Here is a 24,561-nt window from a genome sequence, read left to right as displayed (position 1 = left end):
CCGGCCCGCGTGCGCCGCGGGTGGGCGCCGAACGGTCAGGGACGGCGCCAGTGCGGCGTGCGCAGCTCGTCGGGCATCGCGACGGAGCGGGGCGGTGCAGGGTGGGAATGTGCCTTTGCAACTGATTGCGTCGGTTCAGGATACTCCCTGGACCTGTTGCCGTGAGCGGACGGGGCGCCGCCCGCGTCCTCGGTCCCGTTCCGGTCGGCCCCCGAGGTGCCGTCTGGTGCGCCGGGGGCGCGGCCCGGCGCGTCCTGCGCCGGCGGGACCCGGTAGGAGACGTCCCGCAGCACACGGGCACCGCCCGTCGGCCGGGCCGCCCCGAGGGAGGGGCCCCGGCCAGGGGCGCGGCGGGCAGGCGGTGTGTCATCCGTGCTGACGGCCTGGACCACGTTGTCGAGGTCGTCGCGGCTCCAGCCGCCCGGGGCCTCGAGGCGCACGATGCGCCAGCCGCGGGGCGCGGTCAGGGCGTCGGCGTGGGCGGGGCAGAGGTCGTAGGCGTGGGGCTCACGGCGCGCGGAGAGCGCCCCGATCACGGCGGTGGAGTCGGAGTACACGTAGGTGAGGGTGCACACGGCTTCGCGGTTGCACGTCAGCTTGGAGCAGCTGCGGCGAGGTGCGGCGGCGTCCGGCACGGGACTCAGCGTCCCCGGCGGCGCAGCCGGCGCCGCTCTCGCTCGGACAGCCCACCCCAGATGCCGAACTTCTCGTCGTTCGTCATGGCGTAGTCGAGGCACTGCCCGCTCACGGGGCACGCCTCGCACACGCGCTTGGCGTCCCGGGTGGACCCGCCCTTCTCGGGGAAGAACGCCTCGGGGTCCGTCTGGGCGCACAGCGCGTCCGTCTGCCACGCGAGCTCGCCCTCGGCATCGCCCTCGCTCACGGAGTAGAGGCCCGCGACGGCCTGCCACACGGAGGCGTCCACGCTCTGGACGTCGTGGACCTCCATGCCGCTGAAGTCCTGGGGAGCGGGTGCGGGGGGTTCTGAGTCGCGGAGCTTCTTGCGGTCGGAGCGCAGCAGCACGTCGCCGGCGACCTCGGGGTGGGCGGCCAGGAAGGCGGAGGCCAGGTCGTCCAGGGTGGTCACCCCGGCGGCACCACGGGCCTGATCCACGGGATCGACGAACCAGTCCACGGGGACGGTGCCCCCGCTCGCATCGGTTCCGGAGTCCTCGCGACCGTCGATCCGGCGGCGTGCGGCCTCTCCCATGTCAGTCCTTCCGTCCCACGCGTACGCTGTCTCGTGCCCTCAACCAGCCCGGTTGTCCCGGCCCGTGCGCCGTGATCGGGTTCACCCACGGGGGCCGGGTGGACCCCCTAATTACACGCGTGTAAGTCCGGGGGGTCAAGCCGAGTACCCTGAGGTGACCGGTTCTTCCGGCGCGCCGCCCGGGAACCCGGGGCGCCGTCACTTACCCTAAGGAGTTTCTTCGTGGGACGCACACCGAGAGACCTCACCCAGGCGCTCATGACGGTCTCCGAGCGCCCCACTCCCGCTCTGGTCTGGCGTGACGGCCCCGAACGTGTCGAGTTCTCGGGCCGCGTCCTGGTCAACTGGGTGGAGAAGACCGCGGGCCTCCTCGTGGACGAGCTGGACGTGGCCGCATCGGACGTGGTCACGGTCTCCCCCGTTCCGCACTGGCGGCTCATGGTGATCGCGCTCGCCGCCCTGCGCGCCGGGGCCCGCGTGCAGTTCACGCACCGGCCGGAACCGGACTCCGTGGTCCACGCCCACCTGGAGTCGGCCCCGGACGACGCCGCCGCGCAGCTGCTGCTCGTGGTCGCCGGCCCCGCGCTGGCCTTCTCGTGCGCCGCTCCCCTGCCGGACGGTGCCGTGGACTTCGCGGACGAGGTGCGCGCCATGCCGGACGTCTACACGGGGTTCGAAACCCCCGACCCGTCGGCCGAGGCCCTGGGATCCGCAGTGCTGCACGGCGACCTCGTGGCGCGGGCCCTCGCGACCGTTCCCTCCGGGATGGCCGAGCACCCGGCAACGGTGCACCTGCCCCTGGCCGACGGGTGGGGCGACACGGAGCTGCTCACGCTGCTCGGCACGGTGGTGCTGGGCGGGGCCGTGCTGATCACGGCCGCCCCGGAGGACGCGACCGCTGACGTCCTGGGCCAGGAACGCGCCGTGTCCCTCTAGGACGCGCGGCGGATGTCGTCGTCGGAGGGTTCGGGGGTGGGACGCTCGGCCGTGGAGCCGGAGGCGGGGGACGTCCCGGCGGCGTCGTTCGGCGTGTCCCCGTGGCGCCCCTGGGTGCCGTGGTCGTGGACCACGGGCATCTGGCTCGTGATGAACGCGAACTCCTCGTCCGCACTGTCCGCGAAGTCCGGGTCCTGGTCCAGCTCCGTGCGGAAGACCCAGAAGCGGTAGGCGAAGTAGCGGAAGATCGTGCCCAGGATGGTGCCGATGACCGTGCCGGAGATGAAGGACGCGGTGGCGGAGGTCAGCCCCAGGACGTAGTAGCTCACCCCGAGGCAGCCCAGCTCGATGGCCATGCCGATCCCGTTGGCCACGAGGAACTGCACGAGTTCCTTCTTCTTGTCGTCCTGGCGCTTCTCCCGGAACGTCCACATCCGGTTGGCCACCCACGAGAAGATGATGGCCACCACCGTGGCCACCACCTTGGCCTTGATGTGGCTGTCGGAGAACTGCGGCGTGTGCATGAGCAGCCACACCAGGCTCGCGTTGATGCCGAAGGCCGCGGCACCCACCAGTCCGAACTTGGTGAGCTCTTTGACGAACAGTTCCCACAGCGCGTGAGCGCGGTCAGCCAGGTTGTTCAAGGATTCGATCTCAATCTGCTACTCGGGGAAGGTGGACGGTCCTGGCCCCGACCCCCACTATGGGCGCCGCCACGGACCCGCCGAGCCCCGGACGGGGTCGTTCGGCGTTCTGCGATAAATGTCTGCATCCTACTCCGACATGACTGGGCGCGGCGTGTGACGGTATCCTGGGCCGGTGAATTCTCCCGTTACCGGTCCCGTCATCGGCGTCGTGGGCGGCGGTCAGCTGGCCCGCATGATGGCCCCCGCCGCCACCGCTCTCGGAGTGCAGCTGCGGGTCCTCGCAGAGTCCTCGGACGCGAGCGCCGTGCCCGCCGTGCACAGTGCGCCCACCGGTGACCACACCGATCTGGAGTCCCTGCGCCGCTTCGCGGCGGACGTGGACGTCCTCACCTTCGACCACGAGCACGTGCCCACCGAGCACCTGCGCGCCCTCGAGTCCGAGGGCGTGGCCGTGCGGCCCGGTCCGGATGCGCTCGTGCACGCACAGGACAAGCTCGTGATGCGCCAGGCCGTGCAACGGCTGGGTCTTCCCAATCCGCGCTGGGCGGAGGTCCGCACGTCCGAGGACCTCGTGGCCTTCGGCGAGAGCACGGGCTGGCCCGTGGTGCTCAAGACCCCGCGCGGCGGCTACGACGGCAAGGGAGTGCTCCTCGTGGACGGCCCGGAGGCCGCCGCCCGTGGAACGGCCGCCGAGTGGTTCGAGCGCAGCGCCCGCGCGGCCGACGGCGCGGGGCTGCTCGCGGAGGAGGCCGTCCCCTTTTCCCGGGAGCTCTCCGCGATGGTGGCCCGGCGTCCCTCCGGCGAGACCCGCGCGTGGCCCGTGGTGGAGTCCATCCAGGTGGACGGCGTGTGCGACGAGGTGATCGCCCCGGCCCCGGGTCTGGACCCGCGCGTCGCCGCCGCCGCACAGGAGGCGGCCCTGCTGCTGGCCCGCGAGCTCGGCGTCACCGGCGTGATGGCCGTGGAGCTGTTCGAGACACCCGGCACGGACGCCGGCTTCGCCGTCAACGAGCTGGCCATGCGCCCGCACAACTCCGGGCACTGGAGCATGGACGGCGCCGTGACCGGCCAGTTCGAGCAGCACCTGCGCGCCGTGCTGGACTGGCCGCTGGGAGCCACGGATCCCGTGGCGGGCGCCGCTGTCATGAAGAACGTGCTGGGTGGGAGCAACCAGGACCTGTTCTCGGCCTACCCCGCCGCCATGGCCGCGGAGCCGCGCGCCAAGATCCACATGTACGGCAAGTCCGTGCGCCCCGGCCGCAAGATCGGGCACGTCAACGCCGTGGGAGGCGCCCACGAGGTCGAGCGGCTGCGCACCCTCGCCACCCGTGCCGCCGCGATCGTTCGCGACGGCGAGCAGGCCGACGGCTCCGAGACGGTGAATCCCCGGCACACCACCACATGGGGTGCCGTTCCCGCAACGCAGGCGGAGGCCCCGGTCGTGGGTCTCGTCATGGGCTCGGACTCGGACTGGGCCACGATGTCCGCCGCGGCGCAGGCGCTCGAGGAGCTCGGGATCCCCTACGAGGCGGACGTGGTCTCCGCGCACCGCATGCCCACCGAGATGCTCGAGTACGGGCGCACCGCGCACGAGCGCGGACTGCGCGTGGTCATCGCCGGCGCGGGCGGGGCGGCCCACCTGCCGGGCATGCTCGCGTCCGTCACGCCGCTGCCCGTGATCGGTGTGCCGGTGTCTCTGAAGAACCTCGACGGCATGGACTCGCTGCTCTCCATCGTGCAGATGCCCGCGGGCGTTCCCGTTGCCACGGTGTCCGTGGACGGCGCGCGCAACGCGGGTCTGCTCGCGGCCCGCGTCCTCGCCTCCTCCCCCGATCTCTCCGGGACCGAGCTGCGCGGGCGGCTGCAGGAATTCGCCAGCGAGCTGTCCGAGGCGGCGCACCGCAAGGGCGCCGCCCTGCGCGAGACGGTGGCGCGCGGCGTCGGCTCCGGCGCCTGACCGTCCGCGCACCCGCCGGGCGAGTCCGCCCCGGCACCGTCCCGCGGCGGACTCGCCTGGGCATCCCGCACCTCGACACCCACCCGGGTGGACAGGGCACAATGAGCGCGTCGGAGTCCCTCCCCCCGAGGCACCGGACCCCGGCCCCGCGGGACCGCTCCCGCGGACCCGCACCACCTTCCCCTCCCGCACGGAGCTGCACGTGAACGGATCGACCGACCGCCCCGACGGCGCTGCCGCCCACCCCTCGGCCACGAGGGCCTACGAGCAGGTCGCTGACGCCGGCCCCGGGGACGAGCGCAACCCGTTCGCGGGTGCCACGGCCGCCCGCCACCCGGACGACGGGCCCCGCCGCGCGAGGTCGCGGGTGGGTGATCCCCTGGTGCACCCGCGCTTCGCCGCCCCGGCCACCCGCACCAGGCGTGCGTGGTGGCTGCTGGGAGCCACGCTGCTCGTGCCAGGCTCCGCGCAGCTCGTGGCGGGCAACCGCCGGCTCGGGCGTGCCGCCGTGCGCGTCACGGCCCTCGTGTGGGCCCTGCTCCTCGCGGCGCTCGTGCTGTGGTTCGTGTGGCGCACCGCCGTGGTCTGGGTGCTCACCGGCGCCGTGACGTCCCTGGTGCTCACGGTGGTCCTGGTGGCCCTCGCCATCGGGTGGGTGCTGCTGTGGTTCGACACCCTGCGCCTGATCAGACCCGGCCTGCTGAGCACCGGGATGCGCCGCGCCGTGATCCTGGTGACCGTCCTCGCCATGCTCGTGACGGGTGGCGGACTCGGGTACGCGGCGCACCTGGTGTCCGTGGCCCGCAGTGCGATCTCGAACACGTTCGCGGACGGCCTCCCGTTCGCGCCCTCCGACGGGCGCTACAACATCCTGCTCATGGGCGGTGACGCGGGTGAGGACCGGGAGGGCCGCCGCCCGGACTCCATGTCCGTGATGAGCGTGGACGCCTCCTCGGGCCAGACCGTCTCGGTGTCCATCCCGCGCAACCTGCAGAACGTTCCGTTCCCCGCGGACTCCCCCATGGCGTCGGTGTACCCGGAAGGCTTCAACTGCGGGGACGAGTGCCTCATGAACGCCATCTACACGGACGTCATGCAGAACCACCAGGACCTCTACCCCGGCGTCGCGGACCCGGGCGCCCAGGCCACCAAGGAAGCCGCCGAGGGTGTCACCGGTCTGAAGATCCAGGGCTACGCGCTCGTGGACATGGACGGTTTCGAGGCGTTCATCGACGCCATGGGCGGGATCGACATCACCGTGGGCGGCCGCGTGCCGATCGGCGGCGGCACCAACCTCGAGACGGGCGAGAAGAACCCGATCCTGGGGTGGATCGAACCCGGCACGCAGCACATGGACGGGTACCACGCGCTCTGGTACGCGCGCTCCCGCGAGGGCGCCACGGACTACGACCGGCAGGCGCGTCAGCGCTGCGTCCAGGCCGCGATGATCTCGCAGCTGGACCCCCGCACGGTGCTCACCAACTTCGACGACCTCGCGGCGTCCGGGGAGCAGATCCTCGAGACGGACATCCCCCAGTCCTCGATCGGCTCCATGGTCTCCGTAGCCAGCAAGGCCCAGAACCACGAGCTGCAGTCCTACGCCGCGGGTCCGCCGTACTACGACCAGAGCTTCCCCACCTACCCGGACTACGCCCAGTTCCAGGCGGACCTCGCGGGCATCCTGGAGAAGGCCGACGGCCGGGACACGCAGGCGGCGGGCACCGCGGCGTCGTCGTCCGCGGGGGCTGGCGACGCCGCCGGGGCCGGCACGGGGCCCGCCGCGGGTGTCTCCGCGGCCGGCGCCAGCACGGCGCGCCCGGCACTGGCCAGGGTGCCCTCCGAGGAGCAGCTCTCCCCGAACGGCACGTGCTCGGTGCCCTAGTCCCCGTGCGGTGCGGGCCACGGCGCGCACCAGGTGCGCATCGGTACAGTGGGGGCGTGGCAAACATCCTCCAGTCCCCCGAATGGGCACAGTTCCAGCAACGCATCGGTCACCGCGTGGTCCAGGCCGAGGGCCCGGGGTGGCGCTACCTCGCCACGGTCGAGGGCGGCCGGACCGGGCGCTACCTCTACTGCCCCTACGGTCCGGAGGCAGAGTCCCCCGAGGCATTCGACCTCGCGCTCGCGGACCTCGCGGCCCAGGCCAGGGCCCACCGCTGCTGGTTCGTGCGGGTGGAGCCGGTCGACGGACACCCCGCACGGGACGGCGAGACCCCCGAGGAGTCCCTCGAGCGCCGGGGCATGAAGCGCTCCCCGCGCCAGGTGCAGCCGGGGCACACCCAGGTGGTGGATCTGCGCAGGGACCCCAAGGACCTGCTCAAGGACATGAAGTCCACCAACCGGAACCTGTACCGCAACATCCACAAGAAGGGCGTGAGCATCGAGCGCTCCGAGGACCCGGGGGACGTCCGGTACCTGCTCGAGTTCCTGGAGGACACCGCCGCGCGCCGCAACTTCAACCGCCAGCAGGACGACTACCTGCGCACCGCCGCGGAGACCCTGATGCCGGTGGGTGCGGCGAGCCTCTACCTCGCGAAGCTCGACGGCACGCCCATCGCGGCGTCGCTCGTGTACGACTCCGCGGACACCCGCACCTACGCGCACGCCGCCATGGACCAGGAGCACCGCAGGCTCTCGGCCGGGATCCCGCTCGTGGTGACCATGATCATGGACGCCCGGGAGAAGGGCCTCACGTGGTTCGACCTCTTCGGCACCGCGCCCGAGGGTGCCGGTCCCGAGCACGAGTGGTACGGCTTCACATCCTTCAAGAAGTCCTTCGGCGGCGAACCCGTGTCCCATCCGGGCACGTGGGACCTCCCGGTGTCCCGTGCGGGGTACGCCGCCTACAACGGCGGGAGGGCTGCCCGGGAAGGGCTGGTGGCCGCCCGGCGGAAGCTGCGGTCGCTGCGCACCCGCGGAGCGGCGTCGTGACCCGCACCGCGCTGGTCACCGGGGCCACGGGAGGGATCGGCCGGGCGTTCGCCCGGGCGCTGCACGAGCGGGGCTGGGCGCTGGTGCTCACCGGGCGCAGCGAGGAGAAGCTCACCGCCCTCTCCCACGAGGTCACCGGCGGGGTGGCCCGCACGGTGGCCGCGGACCTGGGCACCCAGGACGGGATCGACGCCCTCGTGCGCGTCCTGGAGCAGGACCCCGTGGACCTGCTGGTCAACAACGCCGGTTTCGGCAGCCACGGCGAGTTCGCCACGCTCGATCTGGACCGTGAGCTCGAGGAGCTCACCGTCAACGTGCGCGCGCTCATGACCCTGACCCACGCGGCGCTGCGCACCATGACCGCCGCCCGCAGCGGGGCAATCGTCAACATCGGCTCCGTGGCGGGGTTCCAGCCGCTGCCGTCCATGGCCACGTACAGCGCGTCCAAGGCGTTCGTGGACCGCTTCACGCTCGCGGTGGGTGTGGAGGCCCGCAAGCACGGCGTGCGGGTGCTGAGCGTGAATCCCGGGCCCGTGGACACCGACTTCTTCGCCGTGGCGGACGCCGCCGCCATCGACCTCGGGCGGTCGGCCCGGCCGGAGGACCTCGCGGCAGCGGCACTGTCCGCCCTCGAGCGCGGACGCTCGCGGCTCGTGTTCCCGCGGGCCTACCACGTCCTGGAGCGCATCACCGGTCTCGTGCCGCACGCGCTCAGCGCACGGGTGGCCAACAGGGTGTCGGGGCGCTCCTGACGCCCGGTTCCCCGGGGCCGGTTACGGCGCCAGTGCGGCGCCGGGTGGCGCTACCAGCGGGCGGCGTCCCTCACGGCGGCGCGTCCTTCGGCCACGGCCCGCCGCAGCAGGGCGCTCGCCCGGTTCTCACTGGGCTCCGGCTCCCCACCGCCGGTGGACGACGACGCCGTCCGCCCACTCTCTGCCGCCGCCCCCGCACTCGGTGCGGCACCGCCGGACTCGGTGCCGCCGCGCCCCGCGCCGCGCTTGAGTCGGCCCACGAGGAGACGGCTGCGAGCTCCTGAGTGCTTGTCCTGCGCGGGCTCCTGCGCTCCGTGGGCCGGTGCGGCGTCACCGTGCGGGGCGAGATCCTGCGGTCGCGCGAGGTCCGGGTCAGCGTCCACCGCGGCGGCAATGGGGGTGACCGGAGCGAGCGGCTCGTCCCCAGGGCTCGGGAGACCGGTCACCTGGGGCGCTGGGTGCCGTGACGGCGCCCCAGGACGCGCACGTCCCTCGGAGTCGGGCGCCCCGTGAGCCGCCAGCGTTCCCGGGTCCTCGCCCGCCTCGGGGAGCAGGTCGTTCTGCGGCGCGGCCGGGCGGCGTCGCCCGAAGAAACGGCGCCGCGTCTTCTCCGCGCGTCCCGCCACCTGGAACTCGCCCACGAGCGGGAACTCCCACGTGCCCAGCACCTCGTGGTCCTCGGTGGCCAGTTCGCGCAGCACCATGGGCTGGCCCGGCTGGTCCGGGTCCCCGGCAAGCACCTTGTGGACCTGGCGCTGCTGCAGCTGCACGAGGCCCGTGAGCAGCAGGGCGTCGTCCACCCCGAGCTGGCGCGCGCGGTCGGTGAAACCCGAGCGGTGGATCATGGCGGACTCCCCGGTGTGGACGAACCACAGGTAGCCCAGGGCATGCTCCGCGCCACCCTCCTCCGGGCACTCGGTGGCCACGAGGAACACGGAGTCGTCCCCCACGGCCCGCAGCAGATCCCTGATGTGCTGGGTGCGCAGACCCACGTGGGACAGGTCCCGGTCCGCGGCGTCCACACGGCGCACCCGGATCCCCGAGTCCCGCAGCCCTCCACGGCAGCGCTGCAGCGTGGCGCTGGACAATCTCCGGGACAGCTCGCCCTCGGTCTCACCGAGACGGACCACCAGGTGACGCGGTCCGGCCTCCCCGCGGCGCGGCTTGTCCCTGCGGCGGTACCCGGCCTCCGCGAGCTCGGCGGCCAGCGCCACGGTGGCGTGCGTGTCGGGGCTCACCCGCAGCACCGCGGCGTGGTGGGCGTCCCGGGCGTGGTCCTGCAGCGCGGCCAGCACGGTCACGAGGTCCCGCGGGTTCTTCACGTGCAGGGACTTGGCGTCCACCACCGTGTGGCGGTCCTCCGCGTGGACCAGAAGCTGCCCGTAGCCCACGGTCTGGTTCGCGCGGTCCACGGCCACCCGTTCCACGCTCACGCGCTCGCCCGTGAGGGCCTCGGCCTCCCCGATGCCCCACAGCAGGTCCGGGTGCCCTCCGGTGACCCGGACGCGGGCGTCCCAGCTCTTCCGGTTGCCGCACGGGGTCACGCTCAACGCCACGCCTGTTTCCTCTCCTCGGGCCCGATGCACCGCGCCCCAGCTTAGCGGCCGGCACCAACGACGCGTGCCCACCCGAACTCGGGTGGGCACGCGCTTCGTGGGGGATGTGGAGGCTCAGCCCTGGCGGCGCTCGTACTTCTCCCACTTGGTGGCCAAGTGCTCTGCCTCGACCATGCGGACCGTGCCAGAGTGCGAGCGCATCACGATGGACTGCGTGGTGATGGTGCGGCCGCGGTAGCGCACACCCCGCAGCAGGTCGCCGTCCGTGATGCCGGTGGCGGCGAAGAAGCAGTTGTCGGAGGTCACGAGCTCGTCCGTGGTGAGGATGCGGTCCACGTCCAGCCCGGCCTCCTCGGCCTTCTGGCGCTCGGTCTCGTCCGTGGGGGCCAGCCGACCCTGGATCACGCCGCCGGTGGCCTTGACGGCGCACGCGGTGACGATGCCCTCCGGGGTGCCGCCGATGCCCATCATCATGTCCACTCCGGTGCCCTCGCGGCACGCGGCGATCGCCCCGGCCACGTCCCCGTCCAGGATCATGCGGGTGCGGGCACCCGTGGCGCGAATCTCCTCCACGAGTCCCTGGTGGCGCGGGCGGTCCAGCACGCACACGGTGACCTGATTGGGCTTGACGCCCTTGGCCTTGGCCACCAGGTGGATGTTCTGCTTCACGGGCAGGCGCAGGTCCACCATGTCCGCGGCCTCGGGGCCCACCACGAGCTTGTCCATGTAGAACACGGCCGAGGGGTCGAACATGGAGCCGCCGTCCGCCACGGCGATCACCGCGAGCGCGTTGTTCATGCCCAACGCGGTGAGCCGGGTGCCGTCGATCGGGTCCACGGCCACGTCCGAGGCCGGCCCCGCTCCGCTGCCCACCTGCTCGCCGTTGAACAGCATGGGCGCCTCGTCCTTCTCGCCCTCGCCGATCACCACGGTGCCGTTGAAGTCCACGGTGGAGAGGAACGAGCGCATGGCGTCCACGGCCGCGCCGTCCGCGCTGTTCTTGTCACCGGCGCCCACCCAGTGGCCGCCCGCGATCGCCGCGGCCTCCGTGACACGCACCAGCTCCAGTGCCAAGTTGCGGTCCGCCACATTTCCCGAGCCCTGCTGGGTCGTCTCTGCCACGTTGTTCCTCACCTTCGAGTTACGGCGGCGCCCGGTCCGCGTGCTGCGGGGACCCGGGGCACCACCACGGGTGTCCCCAGCATATCCCCGGGCCCCGCTGTTGGGACGGTCCGCGCGGGCACGGCACAATGGAGCGCGTGAGTTCCTCTGCTTCCGGCCCCGACCCCCGCTCCGCCCACGGCGATCACCCCGCCGACGGCGCCGCCGCCCACCGCTCCCCCGCCGGCACCGACGGCGCCGCGGCCGTTCCCGGGAACAGTGGCGGCGCGGTCGACGGTCCCGGGGTCCCGCCCGCCTCCGGTGCAACCAGCACCCCCGGTGCGTCCTCCCCTCCCAGCATCGAGGGTGATTCCGGGAGCGCTGGTCCCGTCCCCGGTGCGGAGAGCGCCGCCCCGGAGAGTGGACCGGGCGGCGTCGGCAGCGGCACGGAGAACGCCGGGGACGCCGAGCAGCCCGTCCCCCAGCTGACCACCAAGCAGGCGGCGCGGATCAACGCCCCCATCCGGGGCATGGTCATCTCCATGGTGGTGCTCATGCTCCTGCTGCTGCCGTTCCTGTGGCTTCAGCCCAAGCCGGACGGACAGCCCTACCGCGCGAACGTGGACGTGGGCCAGGAGGCCGCGTTCGTGGCGGACCAGGCGCCCTTCACCCCGGCGGCCCCGCAGCTGCCCGAGGGGTGGAGCGCCAACTACGCGCGCTGGACCGAGAACTCCGAGGACGGCGTGCCGCTGTGGAACGTGGGATACCTCTCCCCCGAGTACCACCTGGTGGACCTGGTGCAGACGGCCGAGCCCAACCCCACGTGGCTCGCGCAGCGCACCGAGCAGGCTCCGCAGACCGGCGAGAAGACCGTCGGCGGGGTCACGTGGACCCTGCACCACCGCGAAGCCACGGACAAGCAGGAGGAGTACACGGCGTGGGTCGCCGACCTCAAGGACTCCACCGTGGTGCTCAGTGGCAAGGCACCGGACGCGGAGTTCGAGCAGGTCGCGCAGTCGCTGTCCGGCTCCTGACCCGCCGCAGTGTCCAGGGGTGGCGCCGGTGCTTCTGGAGCCCGCAGACCGCGGGACCGCCACGGTCGCCTCGACCGACCGGACTCAGGCCGCTGTCCGCGGCCCCGCAGAACCACGGCGTGAGCCGGTCTACCCTGGAACCGATGCGGGCCCGATCGGCGCCCGCGAACCCTTCGAGCACCCTGGAGCCGTTGCGTGAGCACTCAGACCACCGCCGTGGACCACACCCCCCGCACCCCGCTCGAGGCGTGGCGCGCCCTGCAGGACGGCAATGCCCGCTTCATCGCCGGGGAGACCGAGCACCCTCACCAGGACGCGCAGCGCCGCAAGGACCTCGCGCAGTCCCAGAAGCCGTTCGCCGTGATCTTCGGGTGCTCCGACTCCCGGCTGGCCGCGGAGATCATCTTCGACCTCGGCCTCGGTGACACCTTCGTGATCCGCACCGCCGGTCAGGTGATCGACAACGCCGTGCTCGGCTCCCTGGAGTACGCGATCGAGGTGCTCGGCACGCCGCTGATCATGGTCCTCGGCCACGACTCGTGCGGCGCGGTGACGGCCACCAAGGACTCCGTGGAGTCCGGACAGCTGCCCCGCGGCTTCCAGCGCGACCTCGTGGAGCGCATCACCCCGTCCGTCCTGGAGGCCAAGCGCGCCGGGGACGCGGACCTGCAGGACATGGTCGTGGAGCACACCCGGCAGACCGCCGCACGACTCATGGACCACTCCGCCGCGATCTCCAGTGCGGTCACCCGCGGGGACGCCGCTGTGATCGGCGTGTTCTACCACCTCGCGGACGGCAAGGCCGAGCTGGTCTACAGCGAGGACCCCGCCTTCGGCGAGGCCTGAGCCTCCCGGGGCCTCCCTCACGCCCCGCGCCGCCCGCATCGCACAGCCGCAGCCCCGCCCCGCCGCGGCCCCGCCCCGCCCCGCACACCCGCGTGATGCTGTGGTGTGGAGCAAACGCAGCATCACGGCCCATCTTGTGCACTATCGACACATGAGAGCGTCCCGGTCCGCGCGGAGGCGTGCAGCTGCGGGTGCGGGTTCCCCACCGGAGGTCCGTGCGAAGGCCTCCGGGCGGGCGACGACGCTGCGGCACCCGGGCGGGCGGCGTCGTCGTCCGTCATGCGGCCGCTCGGGCACCGGTGCGGCGGGCGTGCGGCGGTGCGGGCGCCTAAACTGGGGCCATGGCTGAAAACACCGAGTACCGCATCGAACACGACACCATGGGCGAGGTGCGCGTTCCCAAGAACGCGCTCTACCGTGCGCAGACGCAGCGCGCCGTGGAGAACTTCCCCATCTCCGGCACCACCCTGGAGCGCGAGCACATCAGGGCGCTCGCCCAGGTGAAGAAGGCCGCCGCCACCGCCAACGAGGAGCTGGGTGTGCTGGACGCGCAGCGCGCGCAGGCCATCCGCGACGCAGCAGACGCCGTGGCCTCCGGCGAGTACGACGCCGACTTCCCGATCGACGTGTTCCAGACCGGCTCCGGCACCTCCTCGAACATGAACACCAACGAGGTGCTTGCCACGCTGGCGTCCCGGGCGCTGGAGTCCGCCGGTGTGGAGGTCCACCCGAACGACCACGTCAACGCCTCGCAGTCCTCCAACGACGTGTTCCCCACCTCGGTGCACGTGGCCGTGACCAACGCCCTGATCAACGACCTCAAGCCGGCCATGGACGTGCTCGCCACCTCCCTGGAGAAGAAGGCCGCGGAGTTCAAGGACGTCGTGAAGTCCGGGCGCACCCACCTCATGGACGCCACCCCCGTGACCCTGGGCCAGGAGTTCGGCGGCTGGGCCGCGCAGGTGCGCTACGGCATCGAGCGCATCGACGCCTCCCTGCCGCGCGTGGCCGAGGTCCCCCTGGGCGGCACCGCCGTGGGCACCGGCATCAACACCCCGGACGGCTTCTCCGCGCGTGTGATCGAGCTGCTCTCCGAGGAGACCGGGCTGCCCCTCACGGAGGCCCGCAACCACTTCGAGGCGCAGGCCAACCGCGACGGCCTGGTGGAGGCCTCCGGGCAGCTGCGCAACATCGCGTACTCCTACATGAAGATCATGAACGACATCCGCTGGATGGGCTCCGGGCCCAACACCGGTCTGGGCGAGCTGCACATCCCGGACCTGCAGCCGGGCTCCTCGATCATGCCGGGCAAGGTCAACCCCGTGATCTGCGAGGCGACCATCCAGGTGGCGGCCCAGGTGATCGGCAACGACACCACCGTGGCGCTGTCCTCCACCAACGGCGCGTTCGAGCTGAACGTGGGCATCCCCGTGATGGCCGCGAACCTGCTCGAGTCCATCCGCCTGCTCGCGAACTCCTCCCGCGTGGCCGCGGAGAAGATGGTGGACGGGCTGCAGGCCAACGAGGAGCGCTGCCGGTTCCTGGCCGAGGCCTCCCCCTCGATCGTGACCCCGCTGAACAAGGCCATCGGTTACGAGGCCGCGGCGAAGATCGCCAAGCACGCCGTGGCCAACAAGGTCACCGTGCGCGAGGCGACCATCGAGCTCGGCTACGTGGACGGCGAGAAGCTCACCGAGGAGCAGCTCGACAAGGCGCTGGACGTCACCACGATGACTGGCAGCCACTGAGCCACCGGTTGACCGCCGCGCCCGCCTGCGCGGCGAGCGCGTGACAGGACCCGGCCTCCCCGTGAGGGGCGGCCGGGTCCTTCCGTGTCCGGACCGGGGACCTCGCGCCGGCCCCGCAGCGCGCCGCGCGGACGACGCCGCAGGGTTGGGTCCGCGCGCCCGGTCCCCGTCCGTCCGGCGCGGGACCGAGCGGCTGCGGGGCCTTCGTGGGACGCCGCACGCGCCGGTGTTCCGTTGCCCACAGATCTTTTCGGCTGCAAGGATCCGGGTCTACCCTGGAGGGCAGAGACATTCGTGATGCCCGCCCGGGTGCTCCCGCGGCGGGCCGTTCCTTCGAGGAGACAGTGTGAAGCTCGCAGAACAGATCGTCCAGCAGCTCGTGGAAGCCGGCGTGGAGCGCATCTACGGTGTGGTCGGCGACAGCCTCAACCCCATCGTGGACGCCGTGCGCCGCACCGGCGGCTCCGCGAAGGGCGGAATCGACTGGGTGCACGTGCGCCACGAGGAGGCCGGTGCGTTCGCCGCGAGCGCCGAGGCCCAGCTGACCGGCAAGCTCGCCGTGTGCGCGGGCTCGTGCGGACCGGGCAACCTGCACCTGATCAACGGGCTGTACGACGCCAACCGCTCCGGTGCGCCCGTGCTGGCCATCGCCTCCCACATCCCCTCGCAGTACATCGGCTCCGAGTACTTCCAGGAGACCCACCCGGACAGGATCTTCACCGAGTGCTCCGTGTACTCGGAGCTGGTGAGCACCCCGCAGCAGTGCCCCGCCGTGGTGAGCTCCGCGATCCAGTTCGCCGTGACCAGCCCCGGCGTCTCCGTGGTCACGCTGCCGGGTGACCACGCGGACTCGGACGTCGCGGTGGAGGCCCGGCCGTTCGCCGTGCCGGCACCGAGCGCCGTCGTTCCCTCGGACGAGACGGTCGAGCGCATGGCGCAGGCCCTGAACTCGGCCAAGAAGGTCGCGATCTTCGCGGGCATCGGCGTGGCCGGCGCCCACGACGAGGTGATTGCCCTCGCGGACACCCTGAAGGCGCCCGTGGGCCACTCGTTGCGCGGCAAGGACCAGATCCAGTACGACAACCCGTTCGACGTGGGCATGACCGGGCTGCTGGGCTACGGTGCCGCGGCGGAGGGGCTGCACGACGCCGACGTGATGCTCATGCTCGGCACCGACTTCCCGTACGACCAGTTCCTCCCGGACGTCACCACCATCCAGGTGGACACCGATCCCACCGTGATCGGGCGCCGCACCGGTGTGGACATCCCCGTGCACGGTGACGTGAAGTCCACGATCCTCAAGCTGCTGCCCGAGCTCACGGTCAAGTCCGACCGCTCGTTCCTGGACAAGACCCTGGCCAAGCACGACAAGCTCATGAACAAGGCCGTGGGGGCGTACACCCGCAAGGTCGAGAAGATGACGCCCATCCACCCGGAGTACGCGGCGTCCATCCTGGACCAGGTGGCGGCCCGCGACGCCGTGTTCACCGCGGACACCGGCATGTGCAACGTGTGGAGCGCCCGCTACATCAATCCGCTGGGCACCCGCCGCATCCTGGGCTCCTACCTGCACGGGTCCATGGCCAACGCCCTGCCGCAGGCGATCGGCGCGCAGCTGGCCGAGCCGGGACGCCAGGTCATCTCCATGTCGGGTGACGGCGGGCTCTCCATGCTCATGGGCGAGCTGCTGACGCTGGCGGCCTACAACCTGCCCGTGACCGTGGTGGTGTTCAACAACTCCACGCTGGGCATGGTCAAGCTGGAGATGCTCGTGGACGGGCTGCCGGACTTCGGCGTGGACGTGCCCCAGGCGAACTACGCGCAGATCGCCACCGCCATGGGCATGCAGGGCATCCGGGTGGAGAAGCCCAAGGACCTCGAGTCCGCGTTCACCACCGCGCTCGCCCACCAGGGCCCGTCCGTGGTGGAGGTCATCACCGACCCCAACGCCCTGTCCATCCCCCCGGAGATCAAGAAGGACCAGGTCTTCGGCTTCGCCACCGCCATGTCCCGCATCGTGCTCAACCGCGGCGCCGGCGAGGCCGTCTCCATGGCCCGCTCCAACCTGCGCAACATCCCGCGCGGCTGATCCGCCGGCCGGGTCCGTCCCGGCTGGCTCCTTCCCGGCGGGGCCCGTTACCGCCCGGGGACGCACGGACGACGACGCCGCGGGGCCACCCCCGCGGCGTCGTCGCGTGTCCGGGCGCGGGCTCAGCTCTCGAAGCCGGTGCGCCCCGTGAACTCCAGCGCCGCGTGCAGCCGCTCGGCCTGGTGCTCAGGCATCTCTGGGAGGGCGTCCACGGGGTACCAGCCGACCTCGAGGGACTCGTCGTCCGCGACCCGCGCGTCCCCGCCCACGTAGCTGCACAGGAACGTGTGGTCCAGGAACTGGCAACGGTCCCCGTTGGGGAACTCCACTTCCCCTCCGGCCTTGACCCGCACCAGGGCATCCACGGTGATCTCCACCCCCGTCTCCTCCAGGCACTCCCGACGGGCGGCCACACCGGGGTCCTCCCCCGGCTCCACGATGCCGGTGATGAGCCCCCAGTTCCCGTTGTCCGCGCGCCGTCCGAGCAGCACCTTGCCCTCGTGCAGCACCACGGCGGTGCAGCCGGGCAGCCACAGCAGGTCGTGGCCGATGCTGCGCCGCAGCTGCTGGATGAAGTCCGGGACGGCCATGGGGTGATCTCCTCGGGGTGCAGGGGTGCAGGGGTGCAGAACTGCGGCGGTGGGCGGGTTCAGGAGGGCCCTGTCACACGAACGCCACCACACCCAAGCTTCCCACGATCATGAACGGCCCCAGGGGAATGCGGCTGGTGGGTCCTGCCCTCCCCGACAGCAGCAGCACAGCGCAGAAGGCGCCCGCGAGCAGGAACGTGGCCGCGAGCGCCACCACGGTGTGCGTCACGGAGGAGAAGCCGGTGAGGATCCCGAGCACACCCGCCAGGCGGACGTCCCCGAGTCCCATGCCCGCAGGATGCATCAGGCGCAGCGCCAGGAACAGCCCGCCCATGATCAGCAGTCCCCACAGCATCCACCCGAGCCGCTCGGGGTCGTCCCCGAGGACCGCCGCGGCGCCCAGCAGCAGGACCGTGACGGGGTAGAGCGGTCGCACCACGGAACCGGGGAGTCGGTGCTCGCGGATGTCGGTGGCCGCGAGCCACACCCCGGAGCACGCGAGCACCAGGACGGCCAGCGCGCACAGCACTGCCGCGAGCTGGGCACTGAGTGCCGCTTCCTGCAGGTGGTCCCCTACGAATCCCCCGATGCCCGCCGAGTTGGGCTGCATCATGGGGCCATGGTAGGCACCGCCCAGCCGCCTGCCGGAGATGTTGCAGGGGCTGTGCAGGGCGGCTTCGTAGACTGGGCCCATGAGCGTTCCCTGGCAGACCCGGTCCGCCCACCCGGACGTGTCCGAGGCGACTTTCGCGGCCCTCTGCCGCTCCTCGCCGTGGCGCTGGGACACCTTGCGGTTCTCACTGCACTGGGTGGGCGGCGGCGACACCACGCCCGCGGAACCCGTGCGGGCGTGGCTGCGGCGCCCCTCGGACCTGCGCGTCGAGACGCTGCACGGTGAGCCCCTCTACACCTCCACGTCCCTGGAGCGTTCCCGTGACGACTTCTACGTCACAGACACTCCCCGTTCGTGGCTGCTCCCGCCCGCCCTGGTGGCGCCGCTCTACGACGACCACGGCCTGGTCACCCGCCGACCCGAGGCCGCCTACGGGGACCCGGTGTTCGGCGGCGGCCGCTGGCAGGCGATCCTGGATCCCGTGGAGTGCGTGGGGTCGGCGCCCGTGCCTCCCTACCTCCCGGAGCAGCGCCCCGCTGCGCTGCACTCCGTGGTGGCGGGGGCCTTCGCCGGACGCCGCGTGTGGTGCGCCACCGTGGAGCCCACGCCGCGCTACCGCCCGGTCACGGAGGCCCATCCGCTGGCCCCCGGCCCCACGCGCATTGCGGTGGACACCGCCACGGGCGTGTGCGTCTACTCGCACGTGCTCCGGGGCCCCCACGCGGGGCAGGGCCACCGGCTCGTGATCGAGGCGGTGGACGAGTACATGCTGGACGACCTCTTCACCCGCCAGGACTTCGACCTCACGGACGTCTCCCGCCACGTGCCCTGGCCAGTGGCCGCCTCGTAGCCGCACTGCCACGTGCGGTCCCACACTCGGCATCGCGGCCGTGGGGGACGCCGAGGGTACGCCGCTCCCCTCCCACCGGACCGGGCGGCGTCGTCCCCCGCCCGACGCCGCCGCGGCCGTCCGTGCACGGGGCGCGTCACACGTCGTGACGCTCCAGGACGTCCGTGACGAGCGCGGCAATGGGCGAGCGCTCCGACCGGGTGAGGGTCACGTGGCCGAACAGCTCCTGGCCCTTGAGCGCCTCGACCACGGCCATGACGCCGTCGTGGCGGCCCACCCGCAGGTTGTCCCGCTGGGCCACGTCGTGGGTGAGCACCACCTTGGAGTTCTGCCCGATCCGGGACAGCGCCGTGAGCAGCACGTTGCGCTCGAGGGACTGGGCCTCGTCCACGATCACCCATGCGTCGTGCAGCGAGCGCCCACGGATGTGGGTCAGAGGCAGCACCTCGAGCATGCCGCGCGCCACGACGTCGTCCACCACGGCCGGGGAGACCACAGCGGAGAGGGTGTCGAAGACCGCCTGGCCCCACGGGTTCATCTTCTCCTCCTCGGTGCCAGGCAGGTAGCCGAGGTCCTGGCCGCCCACCGCGTAGAGGGGGCGGAAGACCATGATGCGGCGGTGCTCGCGGCGCTCCAGCACGGTCTCGAGCCCAGCGCACAGCGCGAGCGCGGACTTTCCCGTGCCCGCGCGCCCGCCCAGGGACACGATCCCCACGGAGGGGTCCAGCAGCAGGTCGATCGCCAGGCGCTGCTCCGCGGAACGGCCCTGCACGCCGAAGACGTCCTTGTCCGCGGCCACCACCCGCGCCTGCCCGTCGCGCTGCACTCGGGCCAGCGCGCTGCCTGCGGAGGAGCGCACCACGAGGCCGGTGTTCACGGGCAGTTCACGGGCCCCCTCCACCTCCGCGTGCCCGTCCAGGTAGAGCCCGGAGACGACGTCGTCCGGGACGTCCAGCTGGGCCACGCCTGTGTACTCGTCGTCCCCGCCCAGCCACTCGGCACGGTACTCGTCCGCAGCCAGACCCAGGGCGGAGGCCTTGACGCGCATCGGGAGGTCCTTGGAGACCACACACACGTCGTGACCCTCCTGCGCGAGGTTCGCGGCCACCGAGAGGATGCGGGAGTCGTTGTCCTTGAGCCGGAAGCTCTGGGGCAGCACCGTGTCCGCCACGTGGTTGAGCTCCACCGCCAGGCACCCACCACCCGGGAGCTCCACGGGGCGGTCCAGCCCGCCGTGGGTCACGCGGAGGTCGTCGAGCAGCCGCAGCGCCTTGCGCGCGAAGTAGCCCAGATCCGGGTCGTGACGCTTGGCCTCGAGCTCGGTGATCACCACCATGGGCACCACCACACGGTGCTCCGCGAAGCGCAGCAGGGCCCGCGGATCCGAGAGCAGCACGGAGGTGTCGATCACGTAGCTGCGCACCGCGCGGGCTGTGTCCGCGGGCTGCGCTGCTCCGGCCAGGCCGCTCGGGTCCACCGGGGAACCGGAGGCCCCGGCGGAAGGCGCGATCCCCACGGGTGCGTCCTGGCCGGGAAGTCCTGCGGAACGAACGGGTGCCACGGAGGTGTCGCTGCTCATGGGGGCCTTTCCACGCGGGTTCGGGCCGGCACGTGCCGGGTGGTTCCACGCTAGGAGCCGAGAGGAAGAGCGCCCCGGCCCCGCGGTGAACGAGGCGTGAACATCCGCCGTGGAAACGGCACCGCCCGGCATCCCCGTGGGAACCACGGTGAACGCCCGTGTCCGATGACCGCACCCACGGATCGGTGAACGCCTCCGCGGGCCGGAACGGTGCGCCGCCCGTCAGCCCCCGAAGCGGCGCTGGCGGCGGGCGTAGTCCCGCAGCGCCCGCAGGAAGTCCACGCGGCGGAAGTCCGGCCACAGGGCCTCGCAGAAGTAGAACTCGCTGTAGGCGGACTGCCACATCAGGAAGCCCGAGAGCCGCTGCTCGCCGGAGGTGCGGATCAAGAGGTCCGGGTCCGGCTGCCCCCGCGTGTAGAGGTGGTCGGAGATGTGCTCCACGCTCAGCGACTCGGCCATCCCCGTGAGGGACTCCCCCCGGGCGGCGGCGTCCGCGAGGACCTCGCGCACCGCGTCCACGATCTCCTGGCGCCCGCCGTAGCCCACCGCGATGTTGAGGTGCGGCCCGGGGTTGTCGGCGGTCCTGCGGGCGCTGCACTCGAGCTGCTCCTGCAGCGCCGCAGGCAGCGTGGACAGTGCGCCCACCGGCTGGATGCGGCAGATGCCCTCGTCCTGCAGCTCGCACATGAGCTGGGTGATGATGTCCAGCAGCGCCTCGAGCTCCTCGGGCGGGCGGTTGAGATTCTCCGTGGAGAGGATGTAGAGGGTGACCACCTGGACGTCGAGCTCGTGGCACCAGCGCAGGAACTCCACGATCTTGCGCGCCCCGGCCCGGTGGCCCTCCTCCGTGGTGGCCCCGAACTGCTTGGCCCAGCGTCGGTTGCCGTCCACCAGCACACCCACGTGGTGGGGCAGCTCCTCGGGTGCGAGGGTGCGGGCCAGGCGATGCTCGTAGAAGGAGTACAGCACTCGGGGGAGCTTCACGGCGTTCCTACCCCCTGCTTCGCGTCGGCCTGCGTGGTTCCACACGTTCTAAACTACCCGTAGGTCAAGCGCAGTCCAGCAGCGCCCCACCGCCCCGGCGCAGTCCGGGCCGTCCTGGAAGGCAGTGGTACCCAGCATGCGAGAAGATCGTGCGGCCCAGACCCCCGCACCCCCCACCGTGGTCCGACACACCCGCCACGGCGAGCTCACGGTGGAGAAGAAGCCCGCCTGGCGCGGGTGGATCCACGCTGGCTTCAGCCCGTTCGCGATCGCCATGGGGGTCGTGGCCATCGTGGTGGCACCCACGCTGCAGCTGCGCCTGGCGTGCCTGGTCTACACGATCACTGCCGTGATGCTGTTCGGGACCTCTGCCATCTACCACCGCTTCTACTGGGGCGCCCGCATGAACGCGGTGCTGCGCAGACTGGACCACTCCAACATCGCCCTGATCATCGCCGGCACCTACACCCCGCTGGCCGTGAGCTTCCTGCCCAGCGGCCCGGCCACCGTGCTGCTCGCCGTGATCTGGTCCATCGGCGCGCTGCTCGTGCTCTTCAGGGTGTTCTGGCTGGGTGCGCCCCGGTGGCTGTACACCCCGCTCTACGTGGTCATGGGGTGCATCGCCCTGCTGTACCTGCCCGCGTTCTTCGCGGTGAACGTCCCGGCCACGGTGCTGCTGATCTGCGGCGGCGCAGCGTACATCGCCGGTGCCGTCTGCTACGCCACCAAGTGGCCGCGGCTGCGCCCGGCCACGTTCAGCTTCCACGAGGTCTTCCACGCGTGCACGATCGTGGGCTTCGTGTGCCACTACATCTCGATCATGCTCGCGATGTTCGCGTCCTGAACCGAGCACCGCTCAGAGCTGGCGCAGCAGCTCCTCGACCGAGTGCACGGGCAGCTCGCACCGCCCGTCCCGGCACCGCCACACGGTGAACCCTGCGCCGGTGTCCTGCGGCGCGCCGTACGGTGCCACACGGGACTCCAGGACGAGGGTGTCCAGCACGCGGGCGGCGCCCACGCCCTCCAGCAGCTCGCGCCACTGCTCCGGGGAGGCGTCCGCCACCTGCAGCAGCTGCGGCGGCTCCTCCCCCGCCAGCACCGCGGAGACCATCCCACCGGCGGCCGTGGGTGCCTTGAGCACCACACCCGTGGCCGCCGCCGTCACCGCGGCGACCACGTCCCCGCTCTCGCGCCCGCCCACCTCGGGCCGGGACAGCTCCGAGAGCCACCGGCCAAGCACGGCGGCGCTGGACGCGGCGACGTCGTCGAACGGCTCGGCGCGCCCCGTCGCACCGGCCGCCGCGAGCGTGTCGTCCAGCTCCGCGGTCTCGAGCACGCGACCGCCCCGCAGGAAGCGCCGGACCGTCACGTCCGCGATCTCGCAGCTGCGCTCGTACCACGTGGTGTCCCCCGTGGCGCGGTACAGGGCGAGCAGTCCCGCCCCGAAGCACGCGTGGTCCTCGAGCGCGCCCTCGTGGGGGTCCGCGACGTCGCCGCGCGAGGTCCGCGCGAGCGTCCCCCGCTCGGGGTCCCAGTGCCGCTCCCACAGGAACTGCGCCGCCGTGCCCGCCGTCTCCAGCCACTGCGGCCGGTCGAGCAGCACCGCCGCCTCCGCGAGACCCGTGACCATCATGCCGTTCCAGGCGGTGACCACCTTGTCGTCCCGGTGGGGTGCCTCGCGCGCCACGCGTCGTTCCCACAGCTCGTGCCGCACGCTCTCGTCGAGGATTCCCGTGAGGGCCCCGGCCTCGCCCCAGCTCGCGGTGACGGGCTCGGGATGTCCCCGGTCCGCTCCGCTCCGGGGGCCCCGGTCGCGCGCAAAGGTGTAGTAGGCGCCCTCCCGCTCGGCGTGCGGCTCGTCCGCGGCGGGGGTGCTGTCCGCGTCCAGCGCGGCCGCGAAGGCACCCTCTCCCGTGATCATCTCGCGGTGCAGCCACTCGACGAGGGCTTCGGCGGCCCTGCGGTACCGGGCCGCGCGCGCCGGGTCCGTGCCGTCGCGTTCCAGCAGCTCCACGGTGCGGGCGAGCACGCGCAGCAGCTGGGCGTTGTCGTAGAGCATCTTCTCGAAGTGCGGCAGGGACCAGTCCGGGGTCACCGAGTAGCGGAAGAATCCGCCGCCCACGTGGTCCTGCAGAGCACCCCGCACGATCGCGTCCAGGGTGGCGCACAGCAGCTCGCGCGCGGACCGTCGGCGCTGCTCGGCGGCCGCGTGCGCGGAACCGGTCGACCCGTTCTCGGGGCCGCTGCGACCGGAGCCGTCACGACCGGTGGCGGAGCCCTCGACAACCGGTGCGTCCGCCGCCTCGTCGGCGCGCGAATCGGCACCGGGCTGCCCGAGCGCGGCAGCCGAGCCGGGTCCTGTCGTCTCCGGTGAGGGCACCCGCGCCACTCGCGTCAGGGCGTCGAGCACCGGGGACGGCGGGAACTTGGCGCCCGTGCCGAACCCCTCGTGGGCGGCGTCGCGCGCCACCTCCAGGCCGTCGAGCCACGCACCCACGAGCCGTCCCGCGGCGTCGTCCGCCTCCCCACCGGAGGGCACGACGACGGCGGGCCCCGCCTCCGCGAGCATCCGTTCCACGAGCTCGGGGTGCCGGGACAGCGCCTCGGTGACCTGGTCCGCGCCCCGCAGCACCTCGTCGCGGCGCTCGGTCCACGCCTCGGTGACGGCGGCGAGCACCTGCCGGAAGGACGGTCGCCCCTGGACTGGGCGCGGCGGGAAGTAGGTCCCGGCGTGGAACGCGCGACCCTCCGGCGTGAGGAAGACCGTCATGGGCCACCCGCCCTGGCCCGTGAGCAGCTGGGTGGCCGCCATGTAGGTCGAGTCCACGTCCGGACGCTGCTCCCGGTCCACCTTGACGGCCACGAAGTGCTCGTTGACCAGGTGCCCGGTCTGCGGGTCCGCGAAGGACTCGTGGGCCATCACGTGGCACCAGTGGCACGCCGCGTAGCCCACGGACAGCAGCACGGGGACGTCGCGCTCCCGGGCCTCGGCGAAGGCCTCCGGGGAGAACTCCCACCAGTCCACGGGGTTCTCGGCGTGCTGCAGCAGGTACGGGCTGGTGGCGTGCGCCAGACGGTTCGTCATGACACCACCGTCTCACAGCGCCCCGCCACCCCACCCACCCGGCGGGGTGGCCG

At 72.3% G+C, this 24,561-nt stretch carries 21 protein-coding genes and 1 pseudogene; 12 read left to right on the top strand and 10 right to left on the bottom strand.

The genetic code is table 11. The features are described 5' to 3' along the window. Positions 1 to 35: 35 nt before the first annotated feature. Positions 36 to 635, bottom strand: a complete 600-nt coding sequence (locus P8S73_RS10470) for a DUF3499 domain-containing protein (protein ID WP_259906056.1) — start codon at positions 633 to 635, stop codon at positions 36 to 38. Between the two features lie 5 nt (positions 636 to 640). Next, complete coding sequence (locus P8S73_RS10465) at positions 641 to 1,210, bottom strand: WhiB family transcriptional regulator (protein WP_396350380.1); 570 nt, start codon at positions 1,208 to 1,210, stop codon at positions 641 to 643. Positions 1,211 to 1,432: 222 nt separating this feature from the next. Here P8S73_RS10465 and P8S73_RS10460 point away from each other — a divergent pair, with 222 nt between their 5' ends. After that, positions 1,433 to 2,146, top strand: a complete 714-nt coding sequence (locus P8S73_RS10460) for a TIGR03089 family protein (protein ID WP_396350379.1) — start codon at positions 1,433 to 1,435, stop codon at positions 2,144 to 2,146. Here P8S73_RS10460 and P8S73_RS10455 read toward each other — a convergent pair. Beyond that, positions 2,143 to 2,790, bottom strand: coding sequence for a GtrA family protein (locus tag P8S73_RS10455; RefSeq protein WP_396350378.1), 648 nt, complete (start codon positions 2,788 to 2,790; stop codon positions 2,143 to 2,145). The genes P8S73_RS10460 and P8S73_RS10455 overlap by 4 nt on opposite strands. Before the next feature lie 235 nt (positions 2,791 to 3,025). Here P8S73_RS10455 and P8S73_RS10450 point away from each other — a divergent pair. The 5 genes and pseudogenes from P8S73_RS10450 to P8S73_RS10430 form a co-directional block, all read left to right on the top strand. Next, a pseudogene (locus P8S73_RS10450) lies at positions 3,026 to 4,156 on the top strand (5-(carboxyamino)imidazole ribonucleotide synthase); the annotation flags it as partial. Between the two features lie 90 nt (positions 4,157 to 4,246). Beyond that, positions 4,247 to 4,750 carry a 5-(carboxyamino)imidazole ribonucleotide mutase gene (gene purE, locus P8S73_RS10445; RefSeq protein WP_275439788.1) on the top strand — a complete coding sequence of 168 codons (504 nt, stop codon included), beginning with the start codon at positions 4,247 to 4,249 and terminating at the stop codon, positions 4,748 to 4,750. Positions 4,751 to 4,952: 202 nt separating this feature from the next. Further along, positions 4,953 to 6,632 carry an LCP family protein gene (locus tag P8S73_RS10440; RefSeq protein WP_396350377.1) on the top strand — a complete coding sequence of 560 codons (1,680 nt, stop codon included), beginning with the start codon at positions 4,953 to 4,955 and terminating at the stop codon, positions 6,630 to 6,632. Between the two features lie 56 nt (positions 6,633 to 6,688). Then, positions 6,689 to 7,681 carry a peptidoglycan bridge formation glycyltransferase FemA/FemB family protein gene (locus P8S73_RS10435; RefSeq protein ID WP_249494309.1) on the top strand — a complete coding sequence of 331 codons (993 nt, stop codon included), beginning with the start codon at positions 6,689 to 6,691 and terminating at the stop codon, positions 7,679 to 7,681. After that, a complete protein-coding gene (locus P8S73_RS10430) occupies positions 7,678 to 8,433 on the top strand; it encodes an SDR family oxidoreductase (protein ID WP_019310166.1) in 756 nt (251 codons plus the stop codon). The genes P8S73_RS10435 and P8S73_RS10430 overlap by 4 nt, the downstream gene beginning before the upstream one ends. Before the next feature lie 50 nt (positions 8,434 to 8,483). Here the strand turns inward: P8S73_RS10430 and P8S73_RS10425 are convergent, their stop codons facing one another. Both P8S73_RS10425 and glpX read right to left on the bottom strand, forming a co-directional pair. After that, a complete protein-coding gene (locus tag P8S73_RS10425; protein ID WP_102614033.1) occupies positions 8,484 to 9,989 on the bottom strand; it encodes a hypothetical protein in 1,506 nt (501 codons plus the stop codon). A 114-nt stretch (positions 9,990 to 10,103) separates the two neighbouring features. Further along, positions 10,104 to 11,111 (bottom strand): class II fructose-bisphosphatase, encoded by a 1,008-nt coding sequence (glpX, locus tag P8S73_RS10420; protein ID WP_019310167.1) that lies wholly within the window; start codon positions 11,109 to 11,111, stop codon positions 10,104 to 10,106. 137 nt (positions 11,112 to 11,248) lie between these two features. On the opposite strand from glpX, the gene P8S73_RS10415 reads away from it, so the two are divergent. From P8S73_RS10415 to P8S73_RS10400, 4 genes are all read left to right on the top strand, one after another. Next, positions 11,249 to 12,124, top strand: a complete 876-nt coding sequence (locus tag P8S73_RS10415) for a DUF4245 domain-containing protein (RefSeq protein WP_070636206.1) — start codon at positions 11,249 to 11,251, stop codon at positions 12,122 to 12,124. A 195-nt stretch (positions 12,125 to 12,319) separates the two neighbouring features. After that, entirely contained in the window at positions 12,320 to 12,970 is a 651-nt protein-coding gene (locus P8S73_RS10410; RefSeq protein WP_200829432.1) for a carbonic anhydrase, read from the top strand. 341 nt (positions 12,971 to 13,311) lie between these two features. Next, a complete protein-coding gene (locus P8S73_RS10405; RefSeq protein ID WP_102613734.1) occupies positions 13,312 to 14,718 on the top strand; it encodes a class II fumarate hydratase in 1,407 nt (468 codons plus the stop codon). A gap of 346 nt (positions 14,719 to 15,064) precedes the next feature. Next, positions 15,065 to 16,807, top strand: a complete 1,743-nt coding sequence (locus P8S73_RS10400; protein WP_396350376.1) for a pyruvate dehydrogenase — start codon at positions 15,065 to 15,067, stop codon at positions 16,805 to 16,807. 122 nt (positions 16,808 to 16,929) lie between these two features. On the opposite strand, the gene P8S73_RS10395 is transcribed toward P8S73_RS10400, so the two are convergent. Together P8S73_RS10395 and P8S73_RS10390 are read right to left on the bottom strand one after the other, a co-directional pair. After that, positions 16,930 to 17,397: an NUDIX domain-containing protein gene (locus tag P8S73_RS10395; protein WP_059280846.1), complete on the bottom strand. Its 468-nt coding sequence runs from the start codon at positions 17,395 to 17,397 to the stop codon at positions 16,930 to 16,932. A 73-nt stretch (positions 17,398 to 17,470) separates the two neighbouring features. Continuing rightward, positions 17,471 to 18,010 carry a prepilin peptidase gene (locus P8S73_RS10390; protein ID WP_396350375.1) on the bottom strand — a complete coding sequence of 180 codons (540 nt, stop codon included), beginning with the start codon at positions 18,008 to 18,010 and terminating at the stop codon, positions 17,471 to 17,473. 79 nt (positions 18,011 to 18,089) lie between these two features. On the opposite strand from P8S73_RS10390, the gene P8S73_RS10385 reads away from it, so the two are divergent. Further along, positions 18,090 to 18,860: a hypothetical protein gene (locus P8S73_RS10385; protein ID WP_396350374.1), complete on the top strand. Its 771-nt coding sequence runs from the start codon at positions 18,090 to 18,092 to the stop codon at positions 18,858 to 18,860. Between the two features lie 136 nt (positions 18,861 to 18,996). On the opposite strand, the gene P8S73_RS10380 is transcribed toward P8S73_RS10385, so the two are convergent. Both P8S73_RS10380 and P8S73_RS10375 read right to left on the bottom strand, forming a co-directional pair. After that, positions 18,997 to 20,439 (bottom strand): PhoH family protein, encoded by a 1,443-nt coding sequence (locus tag P8S73_RS10380; protein WP_223110450.1) that lies wholly within the window; start codon positions 20,437 to 20,439, stop codon positions 18,997 to 18,999. A 222-nt stretch (positions 20,440 to 20,661) separates the two neighbouring features. Continuing rightward, entirely contained in the window at positions 20,662 to 21,423 is a 762-nt protein-coding gene (locus P8S73_RS10375) for an isoprenyl transferase (protein WP_059280844.1), read from the bottom strand. A gap of 136 nt (positions 21,424 to 21,559) precedes the next feature. On the opposite strand from P8S73_RS10375, the gene P8S73_RS10370 reads away from it, so the two are divergent. Beyond that, positions 21,560 to 22,267, top strand: coding sequence for a hemolysin III family protein (locus tag P8S73_RS10370; RefSeq protein ID WP_082698293.1), 708 nt, complete (start codon positions 21,560 to 21,562; stop codon positions 22,265 to 22,267). A gap of 12 nt (positions 22,268 to 22,279) precedes the next feature. Here the strand turns inward: P8S73_RS10370 and P8S73_RS10365 are convergent, their stop codons facing one another. Beyond that, positions 22,280 to 24,508 carry a thioredoxin domain-containing protein gene (locus tag P8S73_RS10365; protein ID WP_396350373.1) on the bottom strand — a complete coding sequence of 743 codons (2,229 nt, stop codon included), beginning with the start codon at positions 24,506 to 24,508 and terminating at the stop codon, positions 22,280 to 22,282. Positions 24,509 to 24,561 lie beyond the last annotated feature (53 nt).

This window comes from Kocuria sp. ChxB (assembly GCF_044359605.1).
In the GTDB taxonomy this organism is placed as follows: domain Bacteria; phylum Actinomycetota; class Actinomycetes; order Actinomycetales; family Micrococcaceae; genus Kocuria; species Kocuria rhizophila.
This window is presented reverse-complemented; position numbering and strand designations above follow the sequence as displayed.

What these genes read in the sequence shown, in the direction of transcription:
- purE (WP_275439788.1), top strand. Translation starts at nt 4,247, where the DNA reads ATGGGCTCGGACTCGGACTGGGCCACGATGTCCGCCGCGGCGCAGGCG.
- P8S73_RS10390 (WP_396350375.1), bottom strand. Translation starts at nt 18,010, where the DNA reads ATGATGCAGCCCAACTCGGCGGGCATCGGGGGATTCGTAGGGGACCAC.
- P8S73_RS10405 (WP_102613734.1), top strand. Translation starts at nt 13,312, where the DNA reads ATGGCTGAAAACACCGAGTACCGCATCGAACACGACACCATGGGCGAG.
- P8S73_RS10465 (WP_396350380.1), bottom strand. Translation starts at nt 1,210, where the DNA reads ATGGGAGAGGCCGCACGCCGCCGGATCGACGGTCGCGAGGACTCCGGA.
- P8S73_RS10365 (WP_396350373.1), bottom strand. Translation starts at nt 24,508, where the DNA reads ATGACGAACCGTCTGGCGCACGCCACCAGCCCGTACCTGCTGCAGCAC.
- P8S73_RS10385 (WP_396350374.1), top strand. Translation starts at nt 18,090, where the DNA reads ATGAGCGTTCCCTGGCAGACCCGGTCCGCCCACCCGGACGTGTCCGAG.
- P8S73_RS10380 (WP_223110450.1), bottom strand. Translation starts at nt 20,439, where the DNA reads ATGAGCAGCGACACCTCCGTGGCACCCGTTCGTTCCGCAGGACTTCCC.
- P8S73_RS10370 (WP_082698293.1), top strand. Translation starts at nt 21,560, where the DNA reads ATGCGAGAAGATCGTGCGGCCCAGACCCCCGCACCCCCCACCGTGGTC.
- P8S73_RS10395 (WP_059280846.1), bottom strand. Translation starts at nt 17,397, where the DNA reads ATGGCCGTCCCGGACTTCATCCAGCAGCTGCGGCGCAGCATCGGCCAC.